This is a genomic window from Streptomyces sp. NPDC006923, assembly GCF_040635655.1.
GTDB lineage: Bacteria > Actinomycetota > Actinomycetes > Streptomycetales > Streptomycetaceae > Streptomyces.
The window spans coordinates 349,713-372,945 of the sequence record NZ_JBEYIF010000002.1 but is presented as its reverse complement, the minus strand read 5'-3'; the positions used below and the strand labels follow the sequence as shown (position 1 = coordinate 372,945).

The window sequence follows — 23,233 nt, the reverse complement described above, 5'->3', positions numbered from 1 at the left end:
CCGCATGCTGATGAACGAGGCCCCATTGCTTTCCGAAGGGAAGTGCCATGGCTTCATTCATACCCGCGGGTTCGCGGCGCCGGGTGCGGTACGGCCTGGTGGCGACGATCACCGCCGCTGCGGCCGCGATCGGCGGCTGTGCTGGTCCGCAGGACCCCCAGTCGGCGTCGTCAGGCGCCGGACAGCCCGGTCTCGCCGTGGCCTCGGCCACGCCGAAGTACGCTCCGTGCGGCAATCCGCCGGTGAAGCTGGAACCGCAGAACCAGGCGTTCCTGAACCAGCTCGCCGCCGAGGGCGGGCCCCCGCTGTACGAGATGTCGTACGCGGCGGCTCGTGAGGTCCTCAACAAACTCCAGTCGGGCCCGGTGGCCAAACTGCCCGCGGACATCAGCGAGCGGACCGTGCCCGGTGGTCCGACCGGTCCGGTGTCCATCCGGGTCGTCCGCCCTCCCGGGGTGAAGGGTCCCCTGCCCGGCATCGTCTACATCCACGGCGGTGGCTGGATCCTGGGCAACGCGCAGACCCATGACCGGCTCGTGCGCCAGATCGCCAACGGCGCCCGCGCCACGGTGATCTTCGTCAACTACACGCCGTCCCCCGAGGCACAGTTCCCGGTGCCGCTGGAGCAGGCGTACACCGTGGCGAAGTGGGTCGCCGATCACGGCAGCGACATCAACGTCGACACCTCCCGGCTCGCCATCGCCGGGGACTCGGTCGGCGGCAACATGGCCACGGCGGTGACCCTGATGGCCAAGGAACGCGGCGGGCCGCGCTTCCGTCAGCAGGTCCTGCTCTACCCGGTCACCGACGCCCGCTTCGACACCCCCTCGTACAAGCGGTTCGCCGAGGGCTGCTGGCTCACCCGCCCGGCGATGGAGTGGTTCTGGGACGCCTACGCCCCCAACCGCGCCGACCGCCAGAAGATCCTCGCCTCGCCCCTGCTGGCCACCGTCGACCAACTCCGGGGCCTGCCCAAGGCGTTGGTGATCACCGACTCCGACGTCCTGCTCGACGCCGCCAAGGCCTACGCGGACAAGCTGCGCAGCGCCGGGGTCCCGGTCACCTACACCCACTACCCGAACATCACCCACGACTTCATGATGCTCAACGCCCTGTCGGGCACCAAGTCCGACAAGGAAGCCGTGGCGGAGACCAACAAGGCCCTCCGTGACGCGCTGTACGCGAAGCAGTGAGCCGGTCGAGGTGAAACAGCGGGCCCGGCCGACCGGGCCCGCTGGTCCGCCGGCCGTTCGGCGCCACCCGTGGAGGAGGCGCCGGACGGCCGGTTCGGTGTGCGGGCGGGCCGATCTCCCGGCCGGCGGCCCGCTCCACCGGCGGCCCCTCACCGAGCCGGGCACCGTTCGCAAGAAGGGGAAAATTTCTTTCCGTCACGGGTGTGAGCGCGGGCTGAGGGGGAAGACGGCGGGTCGCCGAACCGCTACTCCGGGAGGGGATGAACGCCATGTCGATATCCGCACCGTCCACGAGGCACCTCGCAGTGCTGGAGACGGAACCGGTGGTCCAAGGCGGTGCTCCCGCCCGGACCGGTGACCTGCCCAGGATCGAGGACGCCGGGAAGATCGCGCCGAAGGACGCCCGGGACCTGTCGAAGCTGTTCTTCGACCGGCTCCAGGTCCTCGAAGAGGGCACCACCGAGTACCAGTACGCCCGCAACACGCTGATCGAGATGAACCTGTCCCTGGTCAAGTTCGCGGCGCACCGCTTCCGCAACCGCAGTGACCAGCTCGAAGACATCATCCAGGTCGGCACCATCGGCCTGATCAAGGCCATCGACCGCTTCGACCTCTCGCGCGAAGTCGAGTTCACCTCCTTCGCCGTCCCGTACATCGTGGGCGAGATCAAGCGCTTCTTCCGGGACACCAGTTGGGCCGTGCATGTGCCCCGACGGCTCCAGGAACTGCGTATCGAACTCGCCCAGGCCAAGGACCAGCTTGCCGCGGCCCTCGACCGGGACCCGACCGTCAGGGAACTCGCCGAGCATCTCAAGCTGAGCGAGGAAGAGGTGGTGGAAGGGCTGATCGCGGCCAACGGCTACAACAGCGACTCGCTCGACCTGCCCACCGACGGTGCCGACGCGCAGGGGCCGGGCAAGGGCGCGGCGTCCGTCGCCGACTTCATCGGGTCCTGCGATCCCGCGATGGAGCTGGTCGAGGACCTGCACGCGCTCGCGCCGCTCCTCAGCACCCTGGACGACCGCGAACGGCAGATCCTGGAACTCCGCTTCGGCCAGGAACTGACGCAGGCCCAGATCGGCGAGCGGCTCGGCATCTCCCAGATGCATGTCTCGCGTCTGCTCTCCCGCACTCTCGCCAAGCTCCGTACGGGCATGCTCACCGAGAGCTGATCCCGGCGGCTTCACGTTCCCCGGCCCGGTCCACCCTGGTCACGACCGCCACGCGCGGGTCCGTACCAGCGGCGGCCGGGCCGGCCGCGCGAGCGGAGGTATCGCCGGGCTCGGGTGCGACCTCCGTACTTGAGCTGTTCACGACCGATTTGCCGCGCCGGGTTACCCGATCTTCATCGAAAACCGTCCAGCGTCATGAAAAGACCCTTGTCGGAGGCTCTGTATGCGAAATACGGTCGGCGGTATTCCTTGATCAGCTCATGGCGGGAGGCAGTACCCCGTGCGCCGGACAACCATCGGCCCCGTCGCCGCCGCGTTGACATTCCTCATCTCGGGCTGTGTGTCGCTCCAGTCCTCCGCCACCGAAGTCGGCGGAGTGCGGATGACCGACGAACGCCCCGTACGTGACGGCGGTACGCTCACCGTCGCGCTCAACGCGGACCCCGACAAACTCGATCCGAGCCTTGCCCAGACCCTTGTCGGCCGGACGGTCTTCGCCGGGATGTGCGAGAAGCTGTACGACATCGACCAGCACGGGACGATCGTTCCGCAGCTCGCCACCGCGCTTCCCACCGTCTCGGCCGACGGCCGCACCGTCACCTTCCCGGTCCGCCGCGACGCGAAGTTCAGCGACGGCACCCGTCTTGACGCCGAGGCCGTCGTCACCTCGCTGCTGCGCCACCGTGATCTGCCGGCCTCGGCGCGCGCCACCGAACTCGCCCCGCTGCGCACCGTCGAGGCCACCGGCCCGTACACCGTCAGACTCACCCTCAAACAGCCGTACGTCCCGCTCGTCGGAGTGCTCGCCGACCGCTCCGGGATGGTGATGTCACCGGCCGCGCTGAAGAAGTACGGCAAGGACTTCACCAACCATCCCTCCTGCGTCGGTCCCTTCCGCTTCGCCGAGCGGGTCGGCGGTGACCGGATCGTGCTGGAGAAGGACCCGGACTACTACGACGCCGGGAGGGTCCATCTCGACGGCGTGATCTACAAGCCCATCCCGGACGGCAATGTCCGCCTCGCCAATCTGCGCTCCGGCGACATCCAGGTCGGCGACCAGATGGCCCCCGTCGACGTGCGCAGCGCCCTCACCGAGCCCAGGCTCCAGGTCTTCAACTCGCCGTCCCTCGGCTACCAGAGCATCGGCCTCAACGTCGGCAATGTGAAAGGGCTCGGCGCGAAGCCCGGGAAGATCGACACTCCCCTCGCGCGGGACGTCCGGGTCCGCGAGGCGTTCGAACTCTCCATCGACCGGGAACTGATCAACAAGGTCGTCTTCCAGGACATGTACGAGCCGGCCTGCGGGCCCATTTCCCCCGGATCGGCCATCGCGCCTGGCGTGCGGGCCGCGCGGTGCCCCAAGCGCGATGTGGCGCGGGCGAAAAAGCTGCTCGGGGACGCCGGAGTGAAGACCCCGGTACGAATGGAGCTGAAGGTCTCCACCACCCCCGAGTCGAGCCGGTTCGGCCAGGTCGTCCAGGCCATGGCCAAGGAGGCGGGCTTCGCGATCACACTGCGGCCCACCGAATACGCCACGCTGCTGGAGGAGACCGACGCCGGGAAGTACGACGCGTTCGCCAGCGGCTGGTCCGGACGGCTCGACCCGGACGGCAATATCGCGAGCTTCCTCCAGACGCGAGGGGCGATGAACGCGTACGGGCTCTCCGACCCGGCGATCGACCGGCTCGTCGCCGACGGCCGCACCGAGGCCGACCCGGAGCGGCGCGCCCGGATCTACGGCGAACTCACGCGGCGCGTCAGCGCCGAACACGCACTGATCTATGTCTACCGGCAGAAGAACTACGCCGTCGCCACGACCTCGGTCGCCGGTGTCCGTATCTACGGCGACGGACTGGTCCGGGTCACGACTGCGGGGTACACCCGATGACGACATACCTGCTGAAGCGGTTGCGGCAGTCCCTGATCACCCTCCTTCTGGTCAGTGTCGTGGTCTTCGCCGGCATCAGGGCCCTGCCGGGCGACCCGGCACTCGCCCTGGCCGGTGAGGAACGCAGCCCCGAGGCGCTCGCCGCCGTCCGGGAGAGCTACGGGCTGAACGACAACCTCGTGGTCCAGTACGGGCGTTACCTGGGGCACGCCGTCACGGGCGACCTCGGCACCTCCTCCCGCACTGGCCTGCCCGTCGCCGACGCCATCGCGGCGGCGCTGCCCGTCACCCTCGAACTGGCGGCGCTGTCCATGCTCCTGGCGGTCGTCCTCGGTATCGGAGCCGGTGTGGTCGCCGCCGTCCGCCGCGGGAAGCCCGAGGAGTGGCTGGCCAATGCCGTCGCCCTGGTGGGCCTCTCGGTGCCGACCTTCTGGCTCGGTATCGTGCTGGTCCTGGCCTTCGCCATCGCCGTACCGGTCTTCGCGGCCTCCGGATATGTGCCCTTCGGCACCGATCCGCTCGACAATCTGCGCCGTATGGTGCTGCCTTCGATCGTCCTGGGCTCCGGGCTCGCGGCGGTCGTGATGCGCCAGACCAGAGCCGCGATGCTCGACTCACTCTCCGCCGACTATGTCCGCACGGCCCGCGCCAAGGGCCTGACCCGGCGTCAGGTCATCGGTGGCCACGCGCTGCGCAACTCCCTGGTGACGGTGGTGACCGTCCTGGGCCTGCAACTCGGCCATCTGATCTCCGGTGCGGTCGTCACCGAGCAGATCTTTGTGCTGCCCGGCTTCGGCAAGCTCACCATCGACGCCGTCTTCACCCGTGACTACGCGATGCTGCAGGCCGTGGTGTTGTGCACCTCAGCCGCGTACATCCTCATCAATCTGCTGGTCGACGTGGTGTATTCGGTGATCGACCCGCGCATCCGGCTCGGAGGTGCCCGGTGACCACAGCCGTACTCACAGCGATCCGGGCGGCCGGGACACGGACGGCGGGCAGCCCCGGACTCCGCGCACTGCGCAAGAACCGGCTCGCCCTCACCGGGGCCGTCATCGCGGCGGTGTTTGTCCTGGCCGCGCTGTTCGCGCCCCTGCTCACACCGTACGACCCGGCGCGGCCGGACTTCTCCGACGCGCTCGCGCCGCCCGGCGCGGCCCACTGGCTGGGCACCGACGATCTGGGGCGCGACCAGCTCTCCCGCATCGTGTACGGCGCCCGGGCGTCCCTGCAGGTCGGCGTGGTCGCGGTGGCGCTGGCCTTTGTGGTCGGCGTACCGCTCGGACTGCTGGCCGGGTACTACGGGAAGTTCGCCGACAGCGCCGTGTCCCGGCTGACCGACACGATGCTGGCCTTCCCGTTCCTGGTACTGGCGGTCGGCCTGGCGGCGGTCCTCGGACCCTCACTGACCAACGCCACGATCGCCATCGGGATCTCCCAGATCCCCGCCGTCATCAGGATCGCCCGGGCCGAGACACTGCGGCTCAAGCACGCCGACTATGTGGCGGCTGCGATCGCCAACGGCGGCGGCGACGGAACCGTACTCGGACGGCACATCCTGCCCAACGCGGCCTCGGCGCTGATCGTCCAAGCCACGGTCGGCATCCCCACCGCGATCATCGGCGAGGCGCTGCTGAGCTTTCTGGGTCTGGGCGTGCAGCCACCGGATCCGTCGCTCGGCGTGATGCTCTCCGGCGCGCAGTCGTTCCTCGCCCCCGCGCCCTGGATGGCGGTCTTCCCCGGCCTGGCGATCGTCGCCGCGACGCTGGCCTTCAATCTGCTCGGCGACGGACTGCGTGATGTCCTCGACCCCCGTGGAGGCACCCGATGAGCGCGGCATCCGTGGCCACCGGACTCGCGGTGGGTGAACCGGACGGCCCCCGGGCCGTGCTGAGCGTCCGCGATCTGTCCGTCTCGTTCCGCTCGGACACCCGGACCGTACACGCCGTCGACGCCGTCTCCTTCGACCTCGCACCGGGTGAAGTCCTCGCCGTGGTGGGGGAGTCGGGGTGCGGCAAGTCCGTCACCTCGATGGCGGCGATGGGACTGCTGCCGCCCAGCGCGACCGTCACGGGGTCGATCAGACTGAACGGCCGCGAGCTCGCCGGAGCGACGGACAAGGAACTCGGGAAGGTCCGTGGCAAAGACATCGCGATGATCTTCCAGGAGCCGATGACCTCGCTGAACCCGGTCCTGACGATCGGCCGGCAGATCGCTGAGGTGCTGCGCGGGCACCGCGGACTGGGGCGCCGCGAGGCCAGGGAGCGCGCGGTCGAACTGCTCGGACTGGTCGGCATCCCGGCGCCGCGTCAGCGCGTCGACGAATACCCGCACCAGCTCAGTGGCGGAATGCGGCAGCGCGTGATGATCGCGATCGCGGTCGCGTGCGACCCCGCCGTACTGATCGCCGACGAGCCCACCACGGCGCTCGATGTCACGGTCCAGGCGGGCATTCTGGAGGTCCTCCAGTCCCTGCGGGAGCGCCTCGGCACAGGCATCGTGCTGATCACCCATGACCTCGGCGTCGTCGCCGACACCGCCGACCGGGTCCTGGTGATGTACGCGGGCCGGGCGGTCGAACAGGCCCCGGTCCACGAACTGTTCGCGGCGCCCCGTCATCCGTACACCGCGGGCCTGCTGGGCGCGGTCCTCCGCCCCGGCGCCGAGGGGAAACGACGGCTGCCGGAGATCCCCGGCCTGGTGCCCAGCCTCGACGAACAGCCCGACGCCTGCACCTTCGCACCGCGCTGTGCCAACGCGGACGAGCGGTGCCTGGCGGCCGGGCCGCCCTTGGAAGCGCCGACCGGGACCCCGGACGGCGACACCGCCCATCTCGCCGCCTGCTGGCATCCGGTACCGGTCCCGGCCGCGCCGGCCACCGCCGGTCCGGACCTGCCTGGCGACACCACCAAGGAGGACGGACAGTGACCACCGCCCCCGTGCGCTCCGACGCGGCCGGCACGCCCCGCGCGGACATCCCGCCGGTCCTGGAAATCACCTCCCTCACCAGGCACTTCGCCGCGTCCAAGGGAACCGTCCGCGCTGTCGACGGCGTAAGCCTCACCGTCGCGCGCGGCGAGGTGCTCGGTCTCGTCGGCGAGTCGGGGAGCGGGAAGTCGACCGTCGGACGATGTGCTGTACGGCTCGACGAGCCGACCTCCGGGACCGTACGGATCAACGGCACCGACATCACACGCCTGACGCCCCGGGCACTCCGGCCGCTGCGCAAGGACTTCCACCTGGTCTTCCAGGACCCGTCGTCCTCGCTCGACCCCCGGATGACCGTCGGCCGGATCATCGCGGAACCGCTGCGGCTCCACGGCATCGCACGCGGTGCGGCCGCCCGGCAACGCGTGGCGGAACTGCTGCGTCAGGTGGGCCTGCGGCCCGAACACATCGACCGGCATCCGCACGAGCTGTCCGGCGGCCAGCGTCAGCGCATCTCCCTCGCGCGGGCGCTGTCCGTCGACCCCGGTCTGCTGATCGCGGACGAGCCGACCTCGGCGCTCGATGTCTCCGTGCAGGCGTCCGTCCTCAATCTCCTCGCCGATCTGCAGCGCGACCGGGGCTTCGGCTGTCTCTTCATCACCCACGACCTGGCGGCGGTGGAATTCCTCGCGGACCGGATCGCGGTGATGTACCTGGGGCAGATCGTCGAGCAGGCCCCGACCGCCGAGCTGTTCGCCGACCCCAAGCATCCCTACACCCAGGCGCTGCTCTCGGCGGCGCCCGTGCCCGACCCGGTCGAGCAGCGTTCCCGGCGGCGCATCGTGCTCAGCGGAGAGCTGCCCAGCCCGCTCGCCCCGCCGCCGGGCTGCCGCTTCCACACCCGCTGTCCCGTCGCCGTCGACCGCTGCCGGGGCGAGATCCCCGCGCTGCGGTCGATTCCGGCGGCGGGCGACGACCGCCAGGTCTCCTGCCATCTCGTCACCGAGGACGGCACGGCACCGGACGCGGCCGCCTGATTCGCGCCCGGAGCGGGCGGTCACCCGGGTCGGCGGGCGGCCGGGCGGCGGCGGGCGGCCGGCCGTCACCGGCCTGTCCGATCATTACGGCCGGATGAAATCGGCCACCCGTCCGAAGGGTGGGGCCGGAGTGGGCGCGGGACCGGTTCCTTCGCCCCTCCGGCCCCGCCTTCGCCACGACGGCACAGGTGGGAGGCGGTGTGCCGGACCTCGCGGCGCGCGGCGCACGGAGCGCGGCTCGCGAAGCGCGCCCGGTACGCGCGCGATGCGGCGGCTGGGAGGGGGAGTTGACGGGGTCGGGCACCGTTGCCACGCTCACCCGACCCACCGGTAACCCCCGTATTCTCACTCTCGGAGCACTGATGTCCTCTCATCCATCAGACGAGTCCCGGTACGACAGGACCCGCCTGACGCAGTGGTATCGCGGCCGCGCCCGGTCCGCGGGAATCGAGCGCCGGGCCCTGCTGCGGCTGCTCGCCTCGGCGTCGGTCACGCTGCCCGTCGCGGCTCACACACCCACCGCCGGGGCGGCGGAACCCACCGCGAGGACCGGCGCGCCGGGCGCCGCGCCCGCCCCCGGCATTGTGAAGCCGCTGCCGTCCGACGTCTTCACCGTGCGCGGCACCAACGCCGAAACCACCTTCGCCTCCCTGCGCTCGACCGGACTGCACACCCCCGCCGACCACTTCTTCGTCCGCAACCACACGACGACACCGCGCATCGACGCGGACGAGTGGCGACTGACCGTCTGGGGGAGCGGACTGACGGGCGAGCCACTGAGCCTCGGCTACGACGAACTGCGCGCACTGCCGTCCGTCACCCGCACCGCCTTCGTCGAGTGCGCGGGCAACGGGCGCAGCTTCTACACCACCCAGCAGAACCAGCAGGTGACCGGCACCGCGTGGACACTGGGCGCCATCGGTGTCGGGCGCTGGCGCGGGGTACGCCTCGCCGACGTACTGCGCCGCGCGGGCATCTCCCGCCACGCCGTCGACGTGATGCCGCGCGGTCTCGACGACGAGGTCATCAGCGAAGGAGTGAACCTGGGCCGCGTCCGCAGGCCGCTGCCCGTGGCCAAGGCGCTGGACGACGTGCTGCTCGCCTACGAGATGAACGGTGAGCCGCTGCCGCCCGACCACGGCTTCCCGGTCCGGCTGATCGTGCCGTCCTGGGTGGGCGTGTCGAACATCAAGTGGCTGGGGGACATCGAGGTCAGCGACGTACCGCTGTACAGCGCGTGGAACACCGACCTCTACCGGCTGTTCGGTACGGACTATCCGGCCGGGGGCAGCGCGCCGCTCACCCGGCAGAGCCTCAAGAGCGCCTTCGAGCTGGAGCCCGGCGCGACCCTCACCGCGCACCGGCGCGAGGTGCTGACGGGCCGGTCGTGGTCGGGCGGTGCGCCGGTGACGTCCGTCGACATCAGCACCGACGGCGGCGTCCACTGGCGGCGGGCGCGACTGCGCGACGCGCCGCTGCGCGGGAGCTGGGTCCGCTGGTCGGCGGAGTGGGTGCCGCGCGATCGCGGCCCTGCCGTACTGCTGGCACGCGCGACGGACAGCTCGGGGCGGAGGCAGCCGGAGGTGGCCGTACCCAACACACAGGGGTATCTCTTCGACGCGGTGGTACGGCACCCGGTGACCGTGGTCTGACCGCTCCTCAGGAGACGCCGTCGCCGGGGCCACCGGCCCCGGCGACGGCGCGGGGCAGGAGGACGTCCCGTCCCCGGCCGGCACCGCTCGTGACATGTGATCGGAATTCAGATGACATACATCTGATAGACGCATGACATACACCTGCTGGTAGCATCAACAGCCCCTCCGGCAACGGGCGTTGCGCGGACGCGTCAGTGTGTGGCGGCCGGGGGCAGCACGGTGAGGGCCACTGTCCCGCAGAGAGGGCGAGGGGCATGAGTTCCGGTACGGACGGTACGTACGAGGCCAGTCCCGCCGCGCTCCGGCGGGCCATCGCGAGCATGGAGGCGCTCCCCGAGATCGCCGAGCGCATGCGTCAGCGCTTTCTCGCGCGGGAACGCGACTTCACCGAATGGCCCGGCTGGACCGACGACTTCGCTCACCAGGCCCGGCCCGGCTACGAGGAGAACAACCGGTACTGCCTGGAGGTCGCGGACGGCCTGGAGCAGGCCCTGAACGGGCTTGTCGTCGCCACCCAGGCCAACCTCAAGGAGATCGAGGACACCCAGCAGGACTCCACGGACAAGATCGAAAGCTTCCGCCGCACGTCGGACACCGGATTCGGCGGCGGCCCCGGACCGGGCAACACCGGGAAGCACTGAGTGGAGGAAATCAACTTCCCTCCGGAAGTCCGCACCATGCTCTGGATCCTCATCGGCGAAATGCCGTTGCAGGCCAGGGAGAATCTGGCCTACGAAAGCCAGAAGCTGTACACGGAATTCGGCGCGGATCTCCTCGAACTGCGGGCCGCCGTCGAGCAGTCCGTCACCGATGCCGGTGCCGGACTGCCCTCGCGGGTCTCCGAGTCCTATATCCAGGGCCTTTCGCTGCTCACGGACGACGGCGGTGTGGACCATCTCCAGCAGATGGTCGATCAACTGGAGAGCATCGCCTCGGGACAGATCGACCACTCGATCAACATCCAGGCCGCCAAATGGGAGATCATCTCCGAAATCATCATGCTCCTCGCGGAGCTGGCGATGCTGGCCGCTCTCGCCTTCTTCACCGGCGGCACCTCGCTGACCAGCATGTTCCTGGCCAGGGCGCGCAGCAGGCTGGCGGTGCTGCTGATCCTCCAGCGGCTGCTCCGCATGAGCCATCTCGCGCCGACCCTGTCCGGCGCGCTGGAGGAGGCGTTCCAGACCCTCGCCGTCCGGCTCGCCCAGATCGGCCTCAACACGGGGCGGCGCAAACCGGGCGGGATCGACGGCGCGGCGGTGTTGAAGGCGGCGGCCTTCGGCGGTCTCACCGGGCTCTTCACCCAGTGGCTCGGCGGCGCGGGTGATTACCTCAAGAAGCTGCTCAACATCAAGCTGTTCAACGACAACCCGTTCAAGAGCGGCCTGCCCTTCGGGGGCAACTTCCAGAAGTTCACCAACCACGTGTTCGACGTTCCGTCGTCCTTTGTCGTCACGGGTGTCAGCGAGGCGGCGGCCGAAGTCGTCATCAACGGTGCGTTCGACAACAACTGGGCCTTCAAATGGGAGACCCTGGTCGGCAGCGGCACCAGTGGCATCTTCGACCACGGTGCGAGTTCCGGCCTGACCGCCGGCGGCCAGGCCCTCCGTCTCACCTTCGACTCCGACCTGACCGGGGGCGGCGGCGGGATCAACCAGTCATCGCCGTTCGACGGTACGGAGAAGTCCGGCGGCGGCGACCGTTCCGGCGCCCCCGTCCCCACGGTCACACCCGCCCCCGCCTTCACGCCGCCGCCGGTGGCCACCCCGCCCGCCCCGCTCCTGGCCACGCCCTCGCCAGGGCCCGTGACACGCGCGCAGTGGCAGGACTGGCTGACGTACGCGCCGGCCTCCGCGCTGTGGACCGAACGCTTCGACCCCGCCCGCGATCCCGGCCCGCTCCCCGGCGACTCCAGCACACTGAGCGGTGAATCCACCCTGATCCGCACCTGGATCCAGCGGATCGAGGTCACCCCGGGCCAGTGGGTGCGCAACCTCTCCATCCATCTGCCGGTCAGTTTCGGCACCGGCTTCGACCCGGCGGAGCTGCCCGCGTTCCAGAGCCGTATCCAGGGTCTGCTGGACACCCACTTCAACAACGGCCTGCTGCTGCCCGGGTCCGGCGACCAACTGAACATCGACCTCACCCTCACTCCGGCCGCCGACCATCCCGAGGCCGTCCACCTCACCCGGACCGCGGACCCGGGCCGCTCGGACCAGACCCACTTCCGCCTCCACCCGCAGGACGGCGACGGCGTCACGGACCAGACGCGCGAGGAGGACGACGCGACCGCGCTGCACGAGGTGCTGCACTACGCCGGGCTCGGGGACCGGGGGCACGACGCCGAGACGCTGTTCCGGCGGCTGGCCTCCCAGGCGGACGCGTACGGACTGATGGCGGACGCCTCGCACCTGCCCGCCGCCGGTGTGCCGCTCGACTATCTGCGGACCATCGAGAACGTCACGGACTCGGGCCCCGTGGTCCGGGACTTCCCACTGAGCGCGCGCGTGCTCGACGGGGCCACGGACACGGCACTCACCGCGCCTCCGGCGGGGACCGCGACCGGCGAACGCCCCGCGCTCCCGGCCACCGCCGGGGACACCCGCGCACCCGGCGGGACCGAGCAGCGCAATGAGCCGGGGCGGACGCCGCAGGCCGCTCCGGTGCGCCCGGCGCCGGACCCGACGGCCCACCCGGTGCGGACCGCCGATTCGGAGCTGACGACCGATACGGAGCGTCTTCCCGACGCCGGTCGGGCACCGGACACCGGTCAGGACCGGCCGACCGAGCCCACCGCGCCGCACTCCCGCACCCGTCCGGACACCACGCCCGCGACCTCCGGGACCGACAGGGCTGACACCGACACCGACACCGACACCGACACCGATACCGACACTGTGGACCCGCGGCCGGACCAGGCGCCCGCACCCACCGCCGCCGTCCCCGGTGTCGTCCCCTCCGACACCTCTGTTCCGGCCGCCGCCACCCGGACCACGACCGGCCCCACCGCCACCACATCCACCGGCCCCACCGCCCCCGGTCCCGCCGCGCCGACTCCCACGGCGACAACGTCCTCCGCGCCGACGCCCACCGTTCCCGCGTCCACCGCCACGACCTCCTCCGCCCCGGCGGCCAACGGCACCGCGCCCACGCCTCGCGTCGTCACCGTCTCCGGCAACCCCGTGAACCCGCGGGACTGGCTCGCGCCCGCCGACGCGCCGCCCCGTCATCAGCCCTCGCACGCGCCCAAGAAAAACGGCAAGGACAGCAAGGACGGCAAACACGGGAAGAGCTCGAAGAGTTCCGGCACCTCGTCGTCCACCTCCGGCAGGCGGCCGAAGACGTCGTCGACGACTTCCCCGGAGCCGGGCCTTCCTCGCAAGGACGTCGGCCGGGCGATCGAGGCACCCGAAGGGGAGGGCCGCTCCAGCACGCCCCCCGAAGGGTCACGGACGCGCTCCGTGCCGGGCACCGCCCCGTACGACCCGCCCGCGACGGTGACCGTCACCAGCCCCGAAGGCACCGTCGTCGTGGACCCGGAACCCTCGGTGTTCGTCACCAGTTTCGGATCCGCCCGCGACGGTGCCCCCGGACTCGTCTCCATCGGGCCACTGTCCAAGCGGTCGATCGCCGCACTGCGGAGCCGGCTGGTGACCGCCCTGCGGATCACGCGCCCCGCCGACCTCGCGGCCCTGGACGATCAGGTCAACGCGGAGTCGCTGGCCGAACACACCGCGGCGCTGCTCAGTGAGAACGGCCACCGGATGACGTTCGGCGTGAACGGCACCGAGCACACCGTCGACGTACGGCTCGCGCTGAACTACGCCGGACGGTCCAAGCGCTTCGGAGTGAACACCCAGAAGGACCCCGAACGCCGGGTGGAGCGGCGGGCGATGGGCGCCCAGAGCACCGCGGACACCTCGGGCTCCAACACCACACGCACCATCCCGATCGGGTGGAGCGGCGCCTTTCCCACCGCCTCCCTCCTGCCGCTGACCGCCGTCCGGGCCTCCGTGCAGCTCGCACTCACCCACAATCAGCTCTCGAACTCGACGACGATCACCGACAGCGTCCAGGTCGTTTCTTCGCAGCGGAGCAACGAGCAGTCGGAAGCCTTCGAGTACGACACCTCCTGGAGCCTCCGCTTCCAGGTGCCGAACACCTCTCCGGTGCTCCAAGCCGAACCGGGGCAGCAGGGCCAGGACATCGAACTCCGGCGCACGGACGGCGGGGAGGGCTTCGGCGACTGGCAGGAACCCGGTCCGGACGCGCCCGCACAGGGCACGGTCGCCGTGTGGTTCCCCCAGCACATGGTGGTGGACGAGGGCAATGTGCCGGACCCGCGGGACGAGGCGAACACACCGGCGGATCCTGACGACCTGCCGCTGTGGACCATCGACTCGCTGGCCGACCCGGGGCGGCTGGCCCGCGAGGTCAAGCGCGACTTCGAGCGGGAACTGCGCAACATCGGCAAGGACTCGCTGGGCGAGGTCGACACCATGCTGGCGGAGGCCAGCCAGCGGGGCAACGCGCCGTTGATGCGCGACGGCATGTACTCCCCGGTGCTGCTGGACAAGGACGGCAACGCCCTCGGCATGCTCAAGGTGACCGTGGCCGTCGAGACCGGCAGACCTCTGCGCAGCAGTGTCAAGGGCAAGATCAACATGGAGAGCCATCTCGCGCACTCCCAGAAGGTGAACATCTCGTCGAAGGTGACCAGCGGCGTGGCCCTGGACGGCTCCGTCACCTTCCCGATGACCGGCCAGAAGCCGGAGCCCGGCAAGTCGGCGACCGCCAGCGGCGGTCCCACCGGCCGCGGTGGTCTGGTGTACCGAGGCGCCCGGAGTCTGGGGTCGGGAGCCGGTTCCGTGCTCCAGCACTCCGTACGGAGCAACGCCTCGCACCTGCTCACGGACGCGCGGCTCACCTACACCGTCGAGTTCGTGGCGGCCCGGGGCGGCACCAGCGGCCCGCGGGTCTTCGGCGGCGGCGGAAGGCCCCACCTGGGCCGGATGCGGATTCTGCGCGCCGCCGACGCGCGCGGCACGAAGCCCACCGGTGCCAAGGTGCGCCGGCTGCCGGCCGAACTGGCCGACGCGCGCAGCATCGGAGTGTCGGCCAGCCCCCTGGCCGTCACCGGTACGGACGTGATGTTCGACCGCGCGGAGGACTGGCTGCGCGAGCACGGTTTCCTGCCGCCGCCACGGCGGACCAACGACTGGATACCGGGGATCAACGAGCCCCGTGCCCATGCCCAGTTGGTGAACCTGCGCCGTGTCCAGCAGGCCAGGTCCTCCATCGGCCGCCGGGCCGCGGCCGACTCGATCATCGACGGCGGCTACGCCCTCTGGCTCGACGACCCGTCCATGATCGGTGGCCAGCGGATCCAGTTGCGGCTCTCCGGCCGCCGGGACCCCGCGCGCGAGCCCCGGCACACCAGAAGCCTCCCGGCGGTCCAGCTCATCAACTCGGTCGGCCTGGCCGTGCCGGGAGCCGAACAGCAGTCGCACACCTGGGGCTGGTCCCTGGGGTTCGGTGGTTCCGGCAGTGGGCTCATCGACAAGGCCAGGGGCTGGCTCGGTGGCGGCGCCGACTGGCTGTTCGACTGGAACCGGACCCGGACCAGCACGACCGAGGACGGCATCAGCCACGACCAGTTGACCCTGAGCAGCGGCGGACAGGCCGCCGAGGTCTTCGAGGTGCCGCTGCTCCTCGACCTGGACGTGTACGGCAGCGACCCCCTGGTCCCCCTGGACCGGTTCGCCCGCGAACGGCCGCATCCGGGCGGGCCCGCCTCCGACGAGGAGAACCCGGCGCCCGCTCCCGTGGCCGCGCCCACCGACAGCCCGGGTGTGCCGGGAGTACTGCGGATCGCCGTGCCCGAACACCGCACACTGCACGCCCGGATGAACGTGAAGCCCGTACCGGCCCCCGTCGTACGCAGGGCGACCGCCGAGGACCATCTCAGGATGCGGCTCACGGCGGCCGGCGTACCCCGCCCGGACGTCTTCCGTGTCCCGGGCGATGCCGTGATCGACCTCTTCGCCGGGTCCGGCGCGCTGATCGGTGTGTGGGACCGGATCATCGCCGGCCTGCCCAACCGGATACCCGACCCGAGGAACACCGGCTTCGGCAGGACGGAGGGCGGGGTCATCGGCCTGGCGGCGGCCGTCCTGCGCGGCACCACCACGCTGGTGATCGGCCCGGCCCCGGGGGACCAGGGATCGCTGGCCTCCGAGACGCTGCGGGTGGGCCACTCGCCGGGGCAGTTGCTCGCGCACGGGCACCAGATCCTCGGCGGCAGCTATGTGCTGGAAGGCATGACGCTGCCCGGCATGGGCCTCGACCACGACTTCTCGGTGGAGCTGACGGCGTACGCGCGCCGCCCCGCCCTGGCGGTCGACCTGAACCAGCACCAGGAGTCCCAGGCCGGCCCCTCGTCCGGCACGGACGTGCCCACCGCCGGGCCCGTCGCACTCAACCAGTACCAGGAGTCCGCGACCACCTCGCTCACCGCGAACGCGAGTGAGACACGGACCGTCTCCGGCCACCGGGTCGTGGGCGCCTTCAGCGGACGCGCCAACGACCCCGGCTCCCACCCGGACTCCTTCACCGTCGCGCCCAATCTCGCGCAGAGCTTCCAGGGGCACACCGAGGAGGCCGACGCAATCCGCTCCAGCACCAACCAGAGCCGTGTCGCCACCGAGAGCAACCGCCAGTACCGGCTGATCGCCGATGTCACCGTCCTTATGACGATCCGGCACGGGCGGCGCAATGTGCTGGTGAACCTTGTCGGCCTCGGCCCCGGGGAGACCGTGGTGCTCGCCGTCGACCTCCCACAGGCCCTGCAGATGCTGGCCACCGCACGCCAGATCCGCGCCAACGCGCCCTGGTTCGAGGGCATGGACGGCCTGGAGGCGATTCTCGGGGAATCCGACCCGGCGCTCGAAGGCCCGCGCCCCGGGCTTCCCGAACGGTTCGTGCGCAGCAAGCGGATCGGCGTGGGCACGGTGCTCGACCTCATCCCCACCGCCCCGGCGGCCACGCCCACCACCGCCCCCGCCGGCTCCACGGCCGTCGCCAACACCACTGCTCCCGCCGACACCACCACCGTCGCCAAAACCACCGCCCCGGCCGACACCACCACCGGCGCCGAAAACACTGCCGTCGGCACCCGCAACCCGCTCTACGAGAGCCTGGTCCGCCAGGTGGAGCGGGAGGCCCCCGGGGTGCTCACCCCCGGCAACGCCTCCTATCTGCCGGGCCTGCACTCCCGTATCGCCTACCTCACCTCCGTCGGCGCACTGCGGTCGCTGCCCGCCCGGGGCCCCAACAACCCGAGAACACTCCATTTCGTCCATGTCGCGGACGGTGGTGCCCGGTTGGTGGAGATCGCCCTGTCCGCCCGCCCCAGGGACGCCGCCCAGGACCTGCGCACCCTGCGCGGACGCAAGACCACGGCGGGGACCGGGCTGGAGAACGCCACTGTGCACGCCCCGAAGGGCATCACACACAACGACACCACCTCGCGTGCCCAGTCCACCACCCTGACACTGCTCACCCGCAAGCCGGACGCCGCCGACGCGATGACCGGTGACCGCACCGGCCCCGCCATGGGGGCGGGCCGCAAGCAGAGCCGGGGCATCACCAGGACAAGCGCCTGGGACGACCGCTTCTGGCTGCGCAACGACCATGTGGCGGACTTCGACGTCGACTACGTCGTCACCAGCGCGCTGCGTTCGGCGCCGCTCGCCGAGTGGCCGCTCAACCTCCCCGGCGGTGTGATCGCGAGCGGCCTCGCCTCCTGGCGGGACAGCGCGGACCTCGCCACCTGGTGGGCCGGCTCCGACTGGCCGTCCTGGCTGGCGAAGACCTTCTACGGCCGGGCGCCGGTGCCGGTGGACACGCCGTACCGGGCCACGCTGCGCTTTGTCGCGGGCGAGTCCCCGGCGGCCCCCGACGCGCTGCCGGGGACGGACGACGACCCGGTCACCGATCCGGCCGCGCTGACCGGGCCCATCGAGTTCACCCTGCACACCACCGACCCGGCCCGCACCGCCGACGCCTCCACTCCGTACGGCGGTCCGCAGCTCGTCCTCACCGAGGCGCTGGTGGCCCACGAGTTCCCCGGCCACGAGTCGCTGCACCGGGCCATCAGGGAGCTGGGCCTGGCGTCGGAACAATCCGGCGTCACCACCGAGGAGAACGCGGCGGTCCAGCTCGGCGAGTACATCCACTACGGCAGGAGCACCGCTTCCGCCTACCCGGGCTCCCGTACGGACCGCGAGGCGGTCAGGATCACCCGCCTGTACAACCCGCGCCCGGTCAACAGCAGTGGCGACGTCACCATGGACCGGGTCAGGCACGGCGGCGTCAGTGTTTCCTCCTCGACCTCCACCGCCCAACTGCCCACGGTCTCCGTCACCGTGGGTCTGCCCGCCCCCGGTGGCACCGGACAGCGGCTGGGCCTCGGTATCCCGCTGAGCGCGGCCCGCCCCGTCGGCTCCGCCCAGTCCGCCGCGATCAGCAGCACCGTCCGCGAATGGCTGAAGGTCGGCATCACCAGTGTGTCCGCCGGTGAACGCGGGGTGCGGAGCTATGTCGCCGAGGTCGACGTCGTGATCGAGCTGGGCCGGGGTACGAAGCGCCGGTATGTGGCGGGCCGTACGACGGCGCGGCTCACGGAGCGGGACCTGCTGGGCCACGGTGTGACCCCGCCCCGTACCGACCCGGGGATCTACGACCTCCGCTCGATCCTTCGTGACCAGGCCGATCCCGCCGACCGGGACTGGACCACCCACCCCCTCGCGGACCTGCCCGGTGTCATCGCCGCGGGACTGCATCCCGACGACACCCGCGTGCAGCTCTGGCTGGCGGTCGGTCCCGGCAACCGCACCGACCCGGACGGCCTGCCGGAGGTCGCCCGCGCGCTCTACACGGCGGCCAGGACCGCGCAGCTCTCCCAGCGGCCGGTGGAGCTGATGCTCCGTACCGAACAGGGGCACCAGCGCTGGCTGTTCGACGCGGACGGCGAGCTGAGCGGCGCGGATCCCGGCACCCGGCGGGTGTGGACGGTGTTCGCCGGCGCGCTCAACCGGCATTCGGTGGCGGCGCTGCTGCAGTCCTCGCTCAAGCAGGACGAGGACGGCAGGCTGACCGTCCGCTACGAGGAGGCCGCCGCCCACCACGACGGTCTGACCGAAGCGCTGAAAAAGGACACCGCCGCGCTGACGACGGCGGAACAGCTTGTGGTCCGGCGCACGGCGGAGGAGACACTGGCCGTCGCCGAGTCGGACCGGGCCGGGGCCGAGCAGCGGCGGGACACCGCGCACCTCCGCTTCGACCAGTGGCAGAAGGCGCAGCGGAAGGCCGCCGACACTCAGCGGACGGCCCAAGAGCGCTACAACGAGGCCGAGCGGCTGCGGGACGAGGCCCGGGCCGAGGTGCGCGCGGCCAGAACACGTCTGGCCGCGGCGGCCGACGCCGCGGCGGTGACCGACGCGCAGAACGCGGAACGGATCGGGCGCACCGCCGAACTGCGGGCGGACACGGCCATGCGGAAGGCCCTGGAGCCGTTGACGAAGGCCAACGAGACGCTTGAGGAGGCGGACCGCGAACTCGAAGCCGCCCGGCGGAAGCGGGACGGCGCGGACATCGCCCTGACGGAGGCCGAGGCCGCCAGGGCGGCGGCGGACCGGGCGCTGGCACCGCTCGTGCCGGACGCCGACGAACGGGCGCGTGCCGCCGCGGCCGGTCCGGAGCGGGCGAGCAGGCTGCTCGACAGGGCCACGGCCGAGTGGAAGGACGCGCGCGACAGCCTGGAAACCACCCGCACCCGTCTCGACAACGCCCGTACCGCCCTCGGAGAGGCACAGGACGCCCTGGACGGCGTCCGGGCCCAGCAGAGGGAGCACGCCGACATACAGCGGCTGGCCGCTGTGAGCTTCGGCCGGGCCGGCACCCAGCTCTACGACCGGGGCCGGGGGGCCGCCGGCCACGATGTGGAAGTACCGGTCAGCTCCCTGACCGCTCGGGCCGGGCTCGGCATGGGCGGCCCGGAGAGCGGGGTGCGCAGGCGGCGGACGAAGGACGGGACCGGCAGCGCGCTGCGGCCCACCGGGGCGAAGACCAGCGCCAAGGACAGCAAGAGCAGAGACAGCCAGAAGAAGGACAGCAAGAGCAGAGACAGCAAGAGCAAGGACACGACGGGCGGCCGGGACAAGGGCAAGCACAAGGCGCCGCCGCCCCGGGGCTCGGGCCGGATTCTGGGCCCCGACGACCCTGCTGTGGTGGGCGTGTTGAGCGAGAGGCAGCGGACGGCGCTGCGCGACGAGGACCGGCATGTCCTTGAGGTGCCGCTGGACGGCGACTGTCTGCTGCACTCCCTGCTGGCGACCGCGCCGGATGTCTTCCGCGGTGCCGACGGGCAGGTGCCCGGCCCGGCGGCCGTCCGGCGCCGTCTCGCCACCGCCTTCCGCGCCGAGATCGGGCGTCCCCCGCACCTCCAGCCGCTGATCACCACCCTCGGGTACCAGTTGCTGGCCGGGGCGGCGGAGGACCGTGTGCGCGCGGCGATGGGGGACTGGCCCGGGCAGCCGGAGGACGCCGCGGACCTGGCGGCGGAACGGCGGAGCAGGATCGACACGGAGCTGGCGACGATGCTGGTCCACGGTCTGGACGACCGGGAACTCGCACGGATCGCGGACAACATCGCCACGCCCGGCAACTATGACAACGCCGGAGGCGACATCACACTGCCCCTGGCCACCCTCGTCTACGGCTTCTCGGCGCTGGTGATCAACCACACCGGGGTCTATCCGGTGGGGCAGGGCGTCGGCCCGCAGGTCCCGCTGGTGCGGCAGGACCGGTACATCAGCAGGTCCGACCACTGGATGGCGACCGTCCCCGCCCCGGACCCCGCGACCGACACCTCACTCGACGGCGGCGCGCCCATCGACCCCCTGGTTCTGGAGGAGACGAGTGGTGAGGACTTCCTCCAGCAACTGAGCGACACACTCGCCCTGTTGGGCCCCGGGGGGCCCTCCGCCGCGCCGAACCCCGAGGCCGTACGAGATCTGCTGGCCGACACCCCCGCCGGGCAGCCGCCCGACCTCTCCCACGGGCCCATGATCGCGCCCGATGCCGTCTTCAGCGAGGAGGAACTCCGGCGGGCCGGGATCCCGCTGACGGTGGATCAGCAGACCCAGGCCGTGCTCCAGTCGGGCCGTCTCGCGGCCCGTGATCTCGCACTGAGCGGACACAACGCGTTCCGGCTGCTCCTGCTGACCCGTCCGGACGCGGACGGTGAGGCCTACATACGGACCCTGGCCGAGGTCGCGGCCCGGCGGCTGGGCCTGATCATCGTGCTGACCGACCCGGCCGGGGGCAGCGTCCGGTTCGGCTCCGACGGCCCGGGCGTCCCCCGGATCACGCTGGATCTCGGGGGCGTGCGATCACCGAGGCCGCGCCCCTCACCCGTGGCCACTGGCTGAGCGCACGGGACCCGAGGCCGGGCGCTCGGCCAGGTGGGTACGGAAGAAGTCGGTCAGCTTCGTGGTCGCGGGGCCGACGTACTGCGGCTTGTCGTAGAGGTCGACATGGCCGGCGCCGTCGATCCAGTGCAGTTCCTTCGGTCCGCGAGCGTTCTGGTACGCCTCGACGCTCATCCAGGAGGTCACCGCTTCGCGTCCGACGACCATCAGCAGCGGGCGTGGCGCGATCAGACCGGCGAAGCGGAAGGCGTCGAAGGAGACCATGCGGTCGATGCTGGACCAGGTCAGGAACTTCGCCGAGCGCGGGTGCTGAGCGCGGTCGGTGCAGTAGTACTCGAAGCCCTCGAAGCCATGCCGGCCGCCCAGGGCCCGCGCCTGTTCGGCGGTGTCGGGGAAGAGCTGGACGCGCTGAACGCCGTCACCGCGGGCCTCGGCGGTACGCGCCTCGGCGGCCGTGTCGAGCATGCCCTGGATGACGGCGGGGTCCTGGGCGCCGTCGGCGCCCAGCCGGAACTGCCGGGAGATGTCGGCGGCGCTGACGGTGCCGACGGCCTTGATGCGATGGTCGCCCGCGGCGGCGGGGAGCACATATCCGCCAGAGGCGCAGATACCCAGTGCTCCGATGCGGTCGGGGTCGTCGAGCCACGGGTAGTGGCCCGCTCCCGGCTGACCGGGACCCACGCGTGGTGTCCTGCCCTGCCTTGCGTAGGGTCGGCGGGCCACCGCGGCACCGGCTCGGCGAGTACGGGGGAGCGGCGCGAAGCTCAGTACCCGGACACACTCAGCGCCGCGACGAGGGTGGCGAGTTCCCGTTGCCGGGAATCGGACCGCCAGACGGCCCAGGTGAGCCGGACCACGGGATCGCTGATCAGGGGATGCCACACCAGCCCTTCGGGCAGGGGGTGTACCCAGCCCGCGGAGGCGAGGGCGAAGGAGCGTCCGGTGCCGACGGCCGCGAACTTCACCTCCCGTGGGACCGGCCGGTCGTCGGCCCCCGCGCTGTCGATGTCCGTGACACCGTGGCTGCGCAGAATGGCGACGACCTGGTCGTGCCACACCGGAGCGTCGGAGCGGGCGAAACCGACCCAGGACATGCCGCTCACACGATGCAGCCGTACGCCACCCGGGCCGGCCAGCTCGTCCGCGCGCGAGGCGGTGAGAACGACGCCCATGGCCTCCTCCACCGCCAGAACGCTGTCGAGGCGCGGGTCCGTCGGACGGTCGCGCACCAGGGCGAGTTCGATCTCCCCGGCCCGCAGGGCCGCGAGTTGCGCGGTGCTCCGCGCGTGCCGGAGCTCCACGGACGTGTCGGGGTGTGCGGCACTGACCTCCGCGATCGCCATGGGCAGGAGGTCTGTGGGGAGTTCCAGCGGAACCCCCACGCGCAGCCGTCCCACGGGGGCGGCCGGGCGGGTGAGCGTGGCCATGAGGTCGTCGTGCTGTTCGAGGAGGGCCCGGGCCCGGTCGAGGAGGGTCGCGCCCAGCTCGGTCGGGCGGGCTCCGTTGTGGTCGCGGACGAGGAGCTGTCCGCCGACCTGGCGTTCGAGTGAGCGGACCGTCTGCGAGAGGGCCGACTGGCTGATGTGCATGGCGCGCGCCGCCGCCGACAGTCCGCCTTCGTCGACGACCGTCACGAAGGCGCGCATCTCGCGGATCTCCATCGCGTGGACGCCCCTTTCCTGGCGGAGACGGTGCCGAGCGTAACGGGCCAGGAGCCCGTGCTCGCGGTACGGTCCGGGCCCGCCTGCCCCTGTCCTGCACGCCGTTGTGAGGGCCGGCGGAAGACGGCGCGTGGTTCACCCGCTTCGTACGCTGTACAGTTGCCGCGCACCCCAGCGCGCGAGCGGTTGGTGTGCGGTGAAAAACACCCG

Annotated in this window: 12 protein-coding genes; 10 read left to right on the top strand and 2 right to left on the bottom strand. The window is 71.4% G+C overall.

Annotation, left to right across the window (positions count from 1 at the left end; translation table 11 throughout):
• The first annotated feature begins 47 nt into the window (after nt 1–47).
• The 10 genes from ABZ707_RS04885 to ABZ707_RS04840 all read left to right on the top strand — a co-directional run bounded on the left by ABZ707_RS04885 (nt 48) and on the right by ABZ707_RS04840 (nt 21,362).
• Nucleotides 48–1,193 (top strand): alpha/beta hydrolase, encoded by a 1,146-nt coding sequence (locus ABZ707_RS04885; protein ID WP_360167813.1) that lies wholly within the window; start codon nt 48–50, stop codon nt 1,191–1,193.
• Between the two features lie 269 nt (nt 1,194–1,462).
• The gene (locus ABZ707_RS04880; protein ID WP_360167810.1) at nt 1,463–2,365 is read left to right on the top strand and encodes an RNA polymerase sigma factor SigF; all 903 of its coding nucleotides are present in this window, start codon (nt 1,463–1,465) and stop codon (nt 2,363–2,365) included.
• A 280-nt stretch (nt 2,366–2,645) separates the two neighbouring features.
• On the top strand, nt 2,646–4,253 hold the full coding sequence (locus ABZ707_RS04875; RefSeq protein ID WP_360167807.1) for an ABC transporter substrate-binding protein: 1,608 nt from the start codon (nt 2,646–2,648) through the stop codon (nt 4,251–4,253).
• Complete coding sequence (locus ABZ707_RS04870; protein ID WP_360167804.1) at nt 4,250–5,203, top strand: ABC transporter permease; 954 nt, start codon at nt 4,250–4,252, stop codon at nt 5,201–5,203. The genes ABZ707_RS04875 and ABZ707_RS04870 overlap by 4 nt, the downstream gene beginning before the upstream one ends.
• Nucleotides 5,204–5,223: 20 nt before the next feature.
• A complete protein-coding gene (locus tag ABZ707_RS04865) occupies nt 5,224–6,084 on the top strand; it encodes an ABC transporter permease (RefSeq protein ID WP_360168438.1) in 861 nt (286 codons plus the stop codon).
• Nucleotides 6,081–7,181 carry an ABC transporter ATP-binding protein gene (locus ABZ707_RS04860; protein WP_360167801.1) on the top strand — a complete coding sequence of 367 codons (1,101 nt, stop codon included), beginning with the start codon at nt 6,081–6,083 and terminating at the stop codon, nt 7,179–7,181. The genes ABZ707_RS04865 and ABZ707_RS04860 overlap by 4 nt, the downstream gene beginning before the upstream one ends.
• Nucleotides 7,182–7,228: 47 nt before the next feature.
• Nucleotides 7,229–8,218 (top strand): oligopeptide/dipeptide ABC transporter ATP-binding protein, encoded by a 990-nt coding sequence (locus ABZ707_RS04855; protein WP_360168435.1) that lies wholly within the window; start codon nt 7,229–7,231, stop codon nt 8,216–8,218.
• 362 nt (nt 8,219–8,580) lie between these two features.
• Nucleotides 8,581–9,870 carry a sulfite oxidase gene (locus ABZ707_RS04850; RefSeq protein WP_360167798.1) on the top strand — a complete coding sequence of 430 codons (1,290 nt, stop codon included), beginning with the start codon at nt 8,581–8,583 and terminating at the stop codon, nt 9,868–9,870.
• 257 nt (nt 9,871–10,127) lie between these two features.
• Complete coding sequence (locus tag ABZ707_RS04845; RefSeq protein WP_360167795.1) at nt 10,128–10,514, top strand: hypothetical protein; 387 nt, start codon at nt 10,128–10,130, stop codon at nt 10,512–10,514.
• The gene (locus tag ABZ707_RS04840; RefSeq protein ID WP_360167792.1) at nt 10,515–21,362 is read left to right on the top strand and encodes a hypothetical protein; all 10,848 of its coding nucleotides are present in this window, start codon (nt 10,515–10,517) and stop codon (nt 21,360–21,362) included.
• Here the strand turns inward: ABZ707_RS04840 and ABZ707_RS04835 are convergent.
• Both ABZ707_RS04835 and ABZ707_RS04830 read right to left on the bottom strand, forming a co-directional pair.
• Complete coding sequence (locus ABZ707_RS04835; protein WP_360167789.1) at nt 21,342–22,043, bottom strand: alpha/beta hydrolase; 702 nt, start codon at nt 22,041–22,043, stop codon at nt 21,342–21,344. The genes ABZ707_RS04840 and ABZ707_RS04835 overlap by 21 nt on opposite strands.
• 83 nt (nt 22,044–22,126) lie before the next feature.
• Nucleotides 22,127–23,023, bottom strand: coding sequence for a LysR family transcriptional regulator (locus ABZ707_RS04830; protein ID WP_360167786.1), 897 nt, complete (start codon nt 23,021–23,023; stop codon nt 22,127–22,129).
• Nucleotides 23,024–23,233 lie beyond the last annotated feature (210 nt).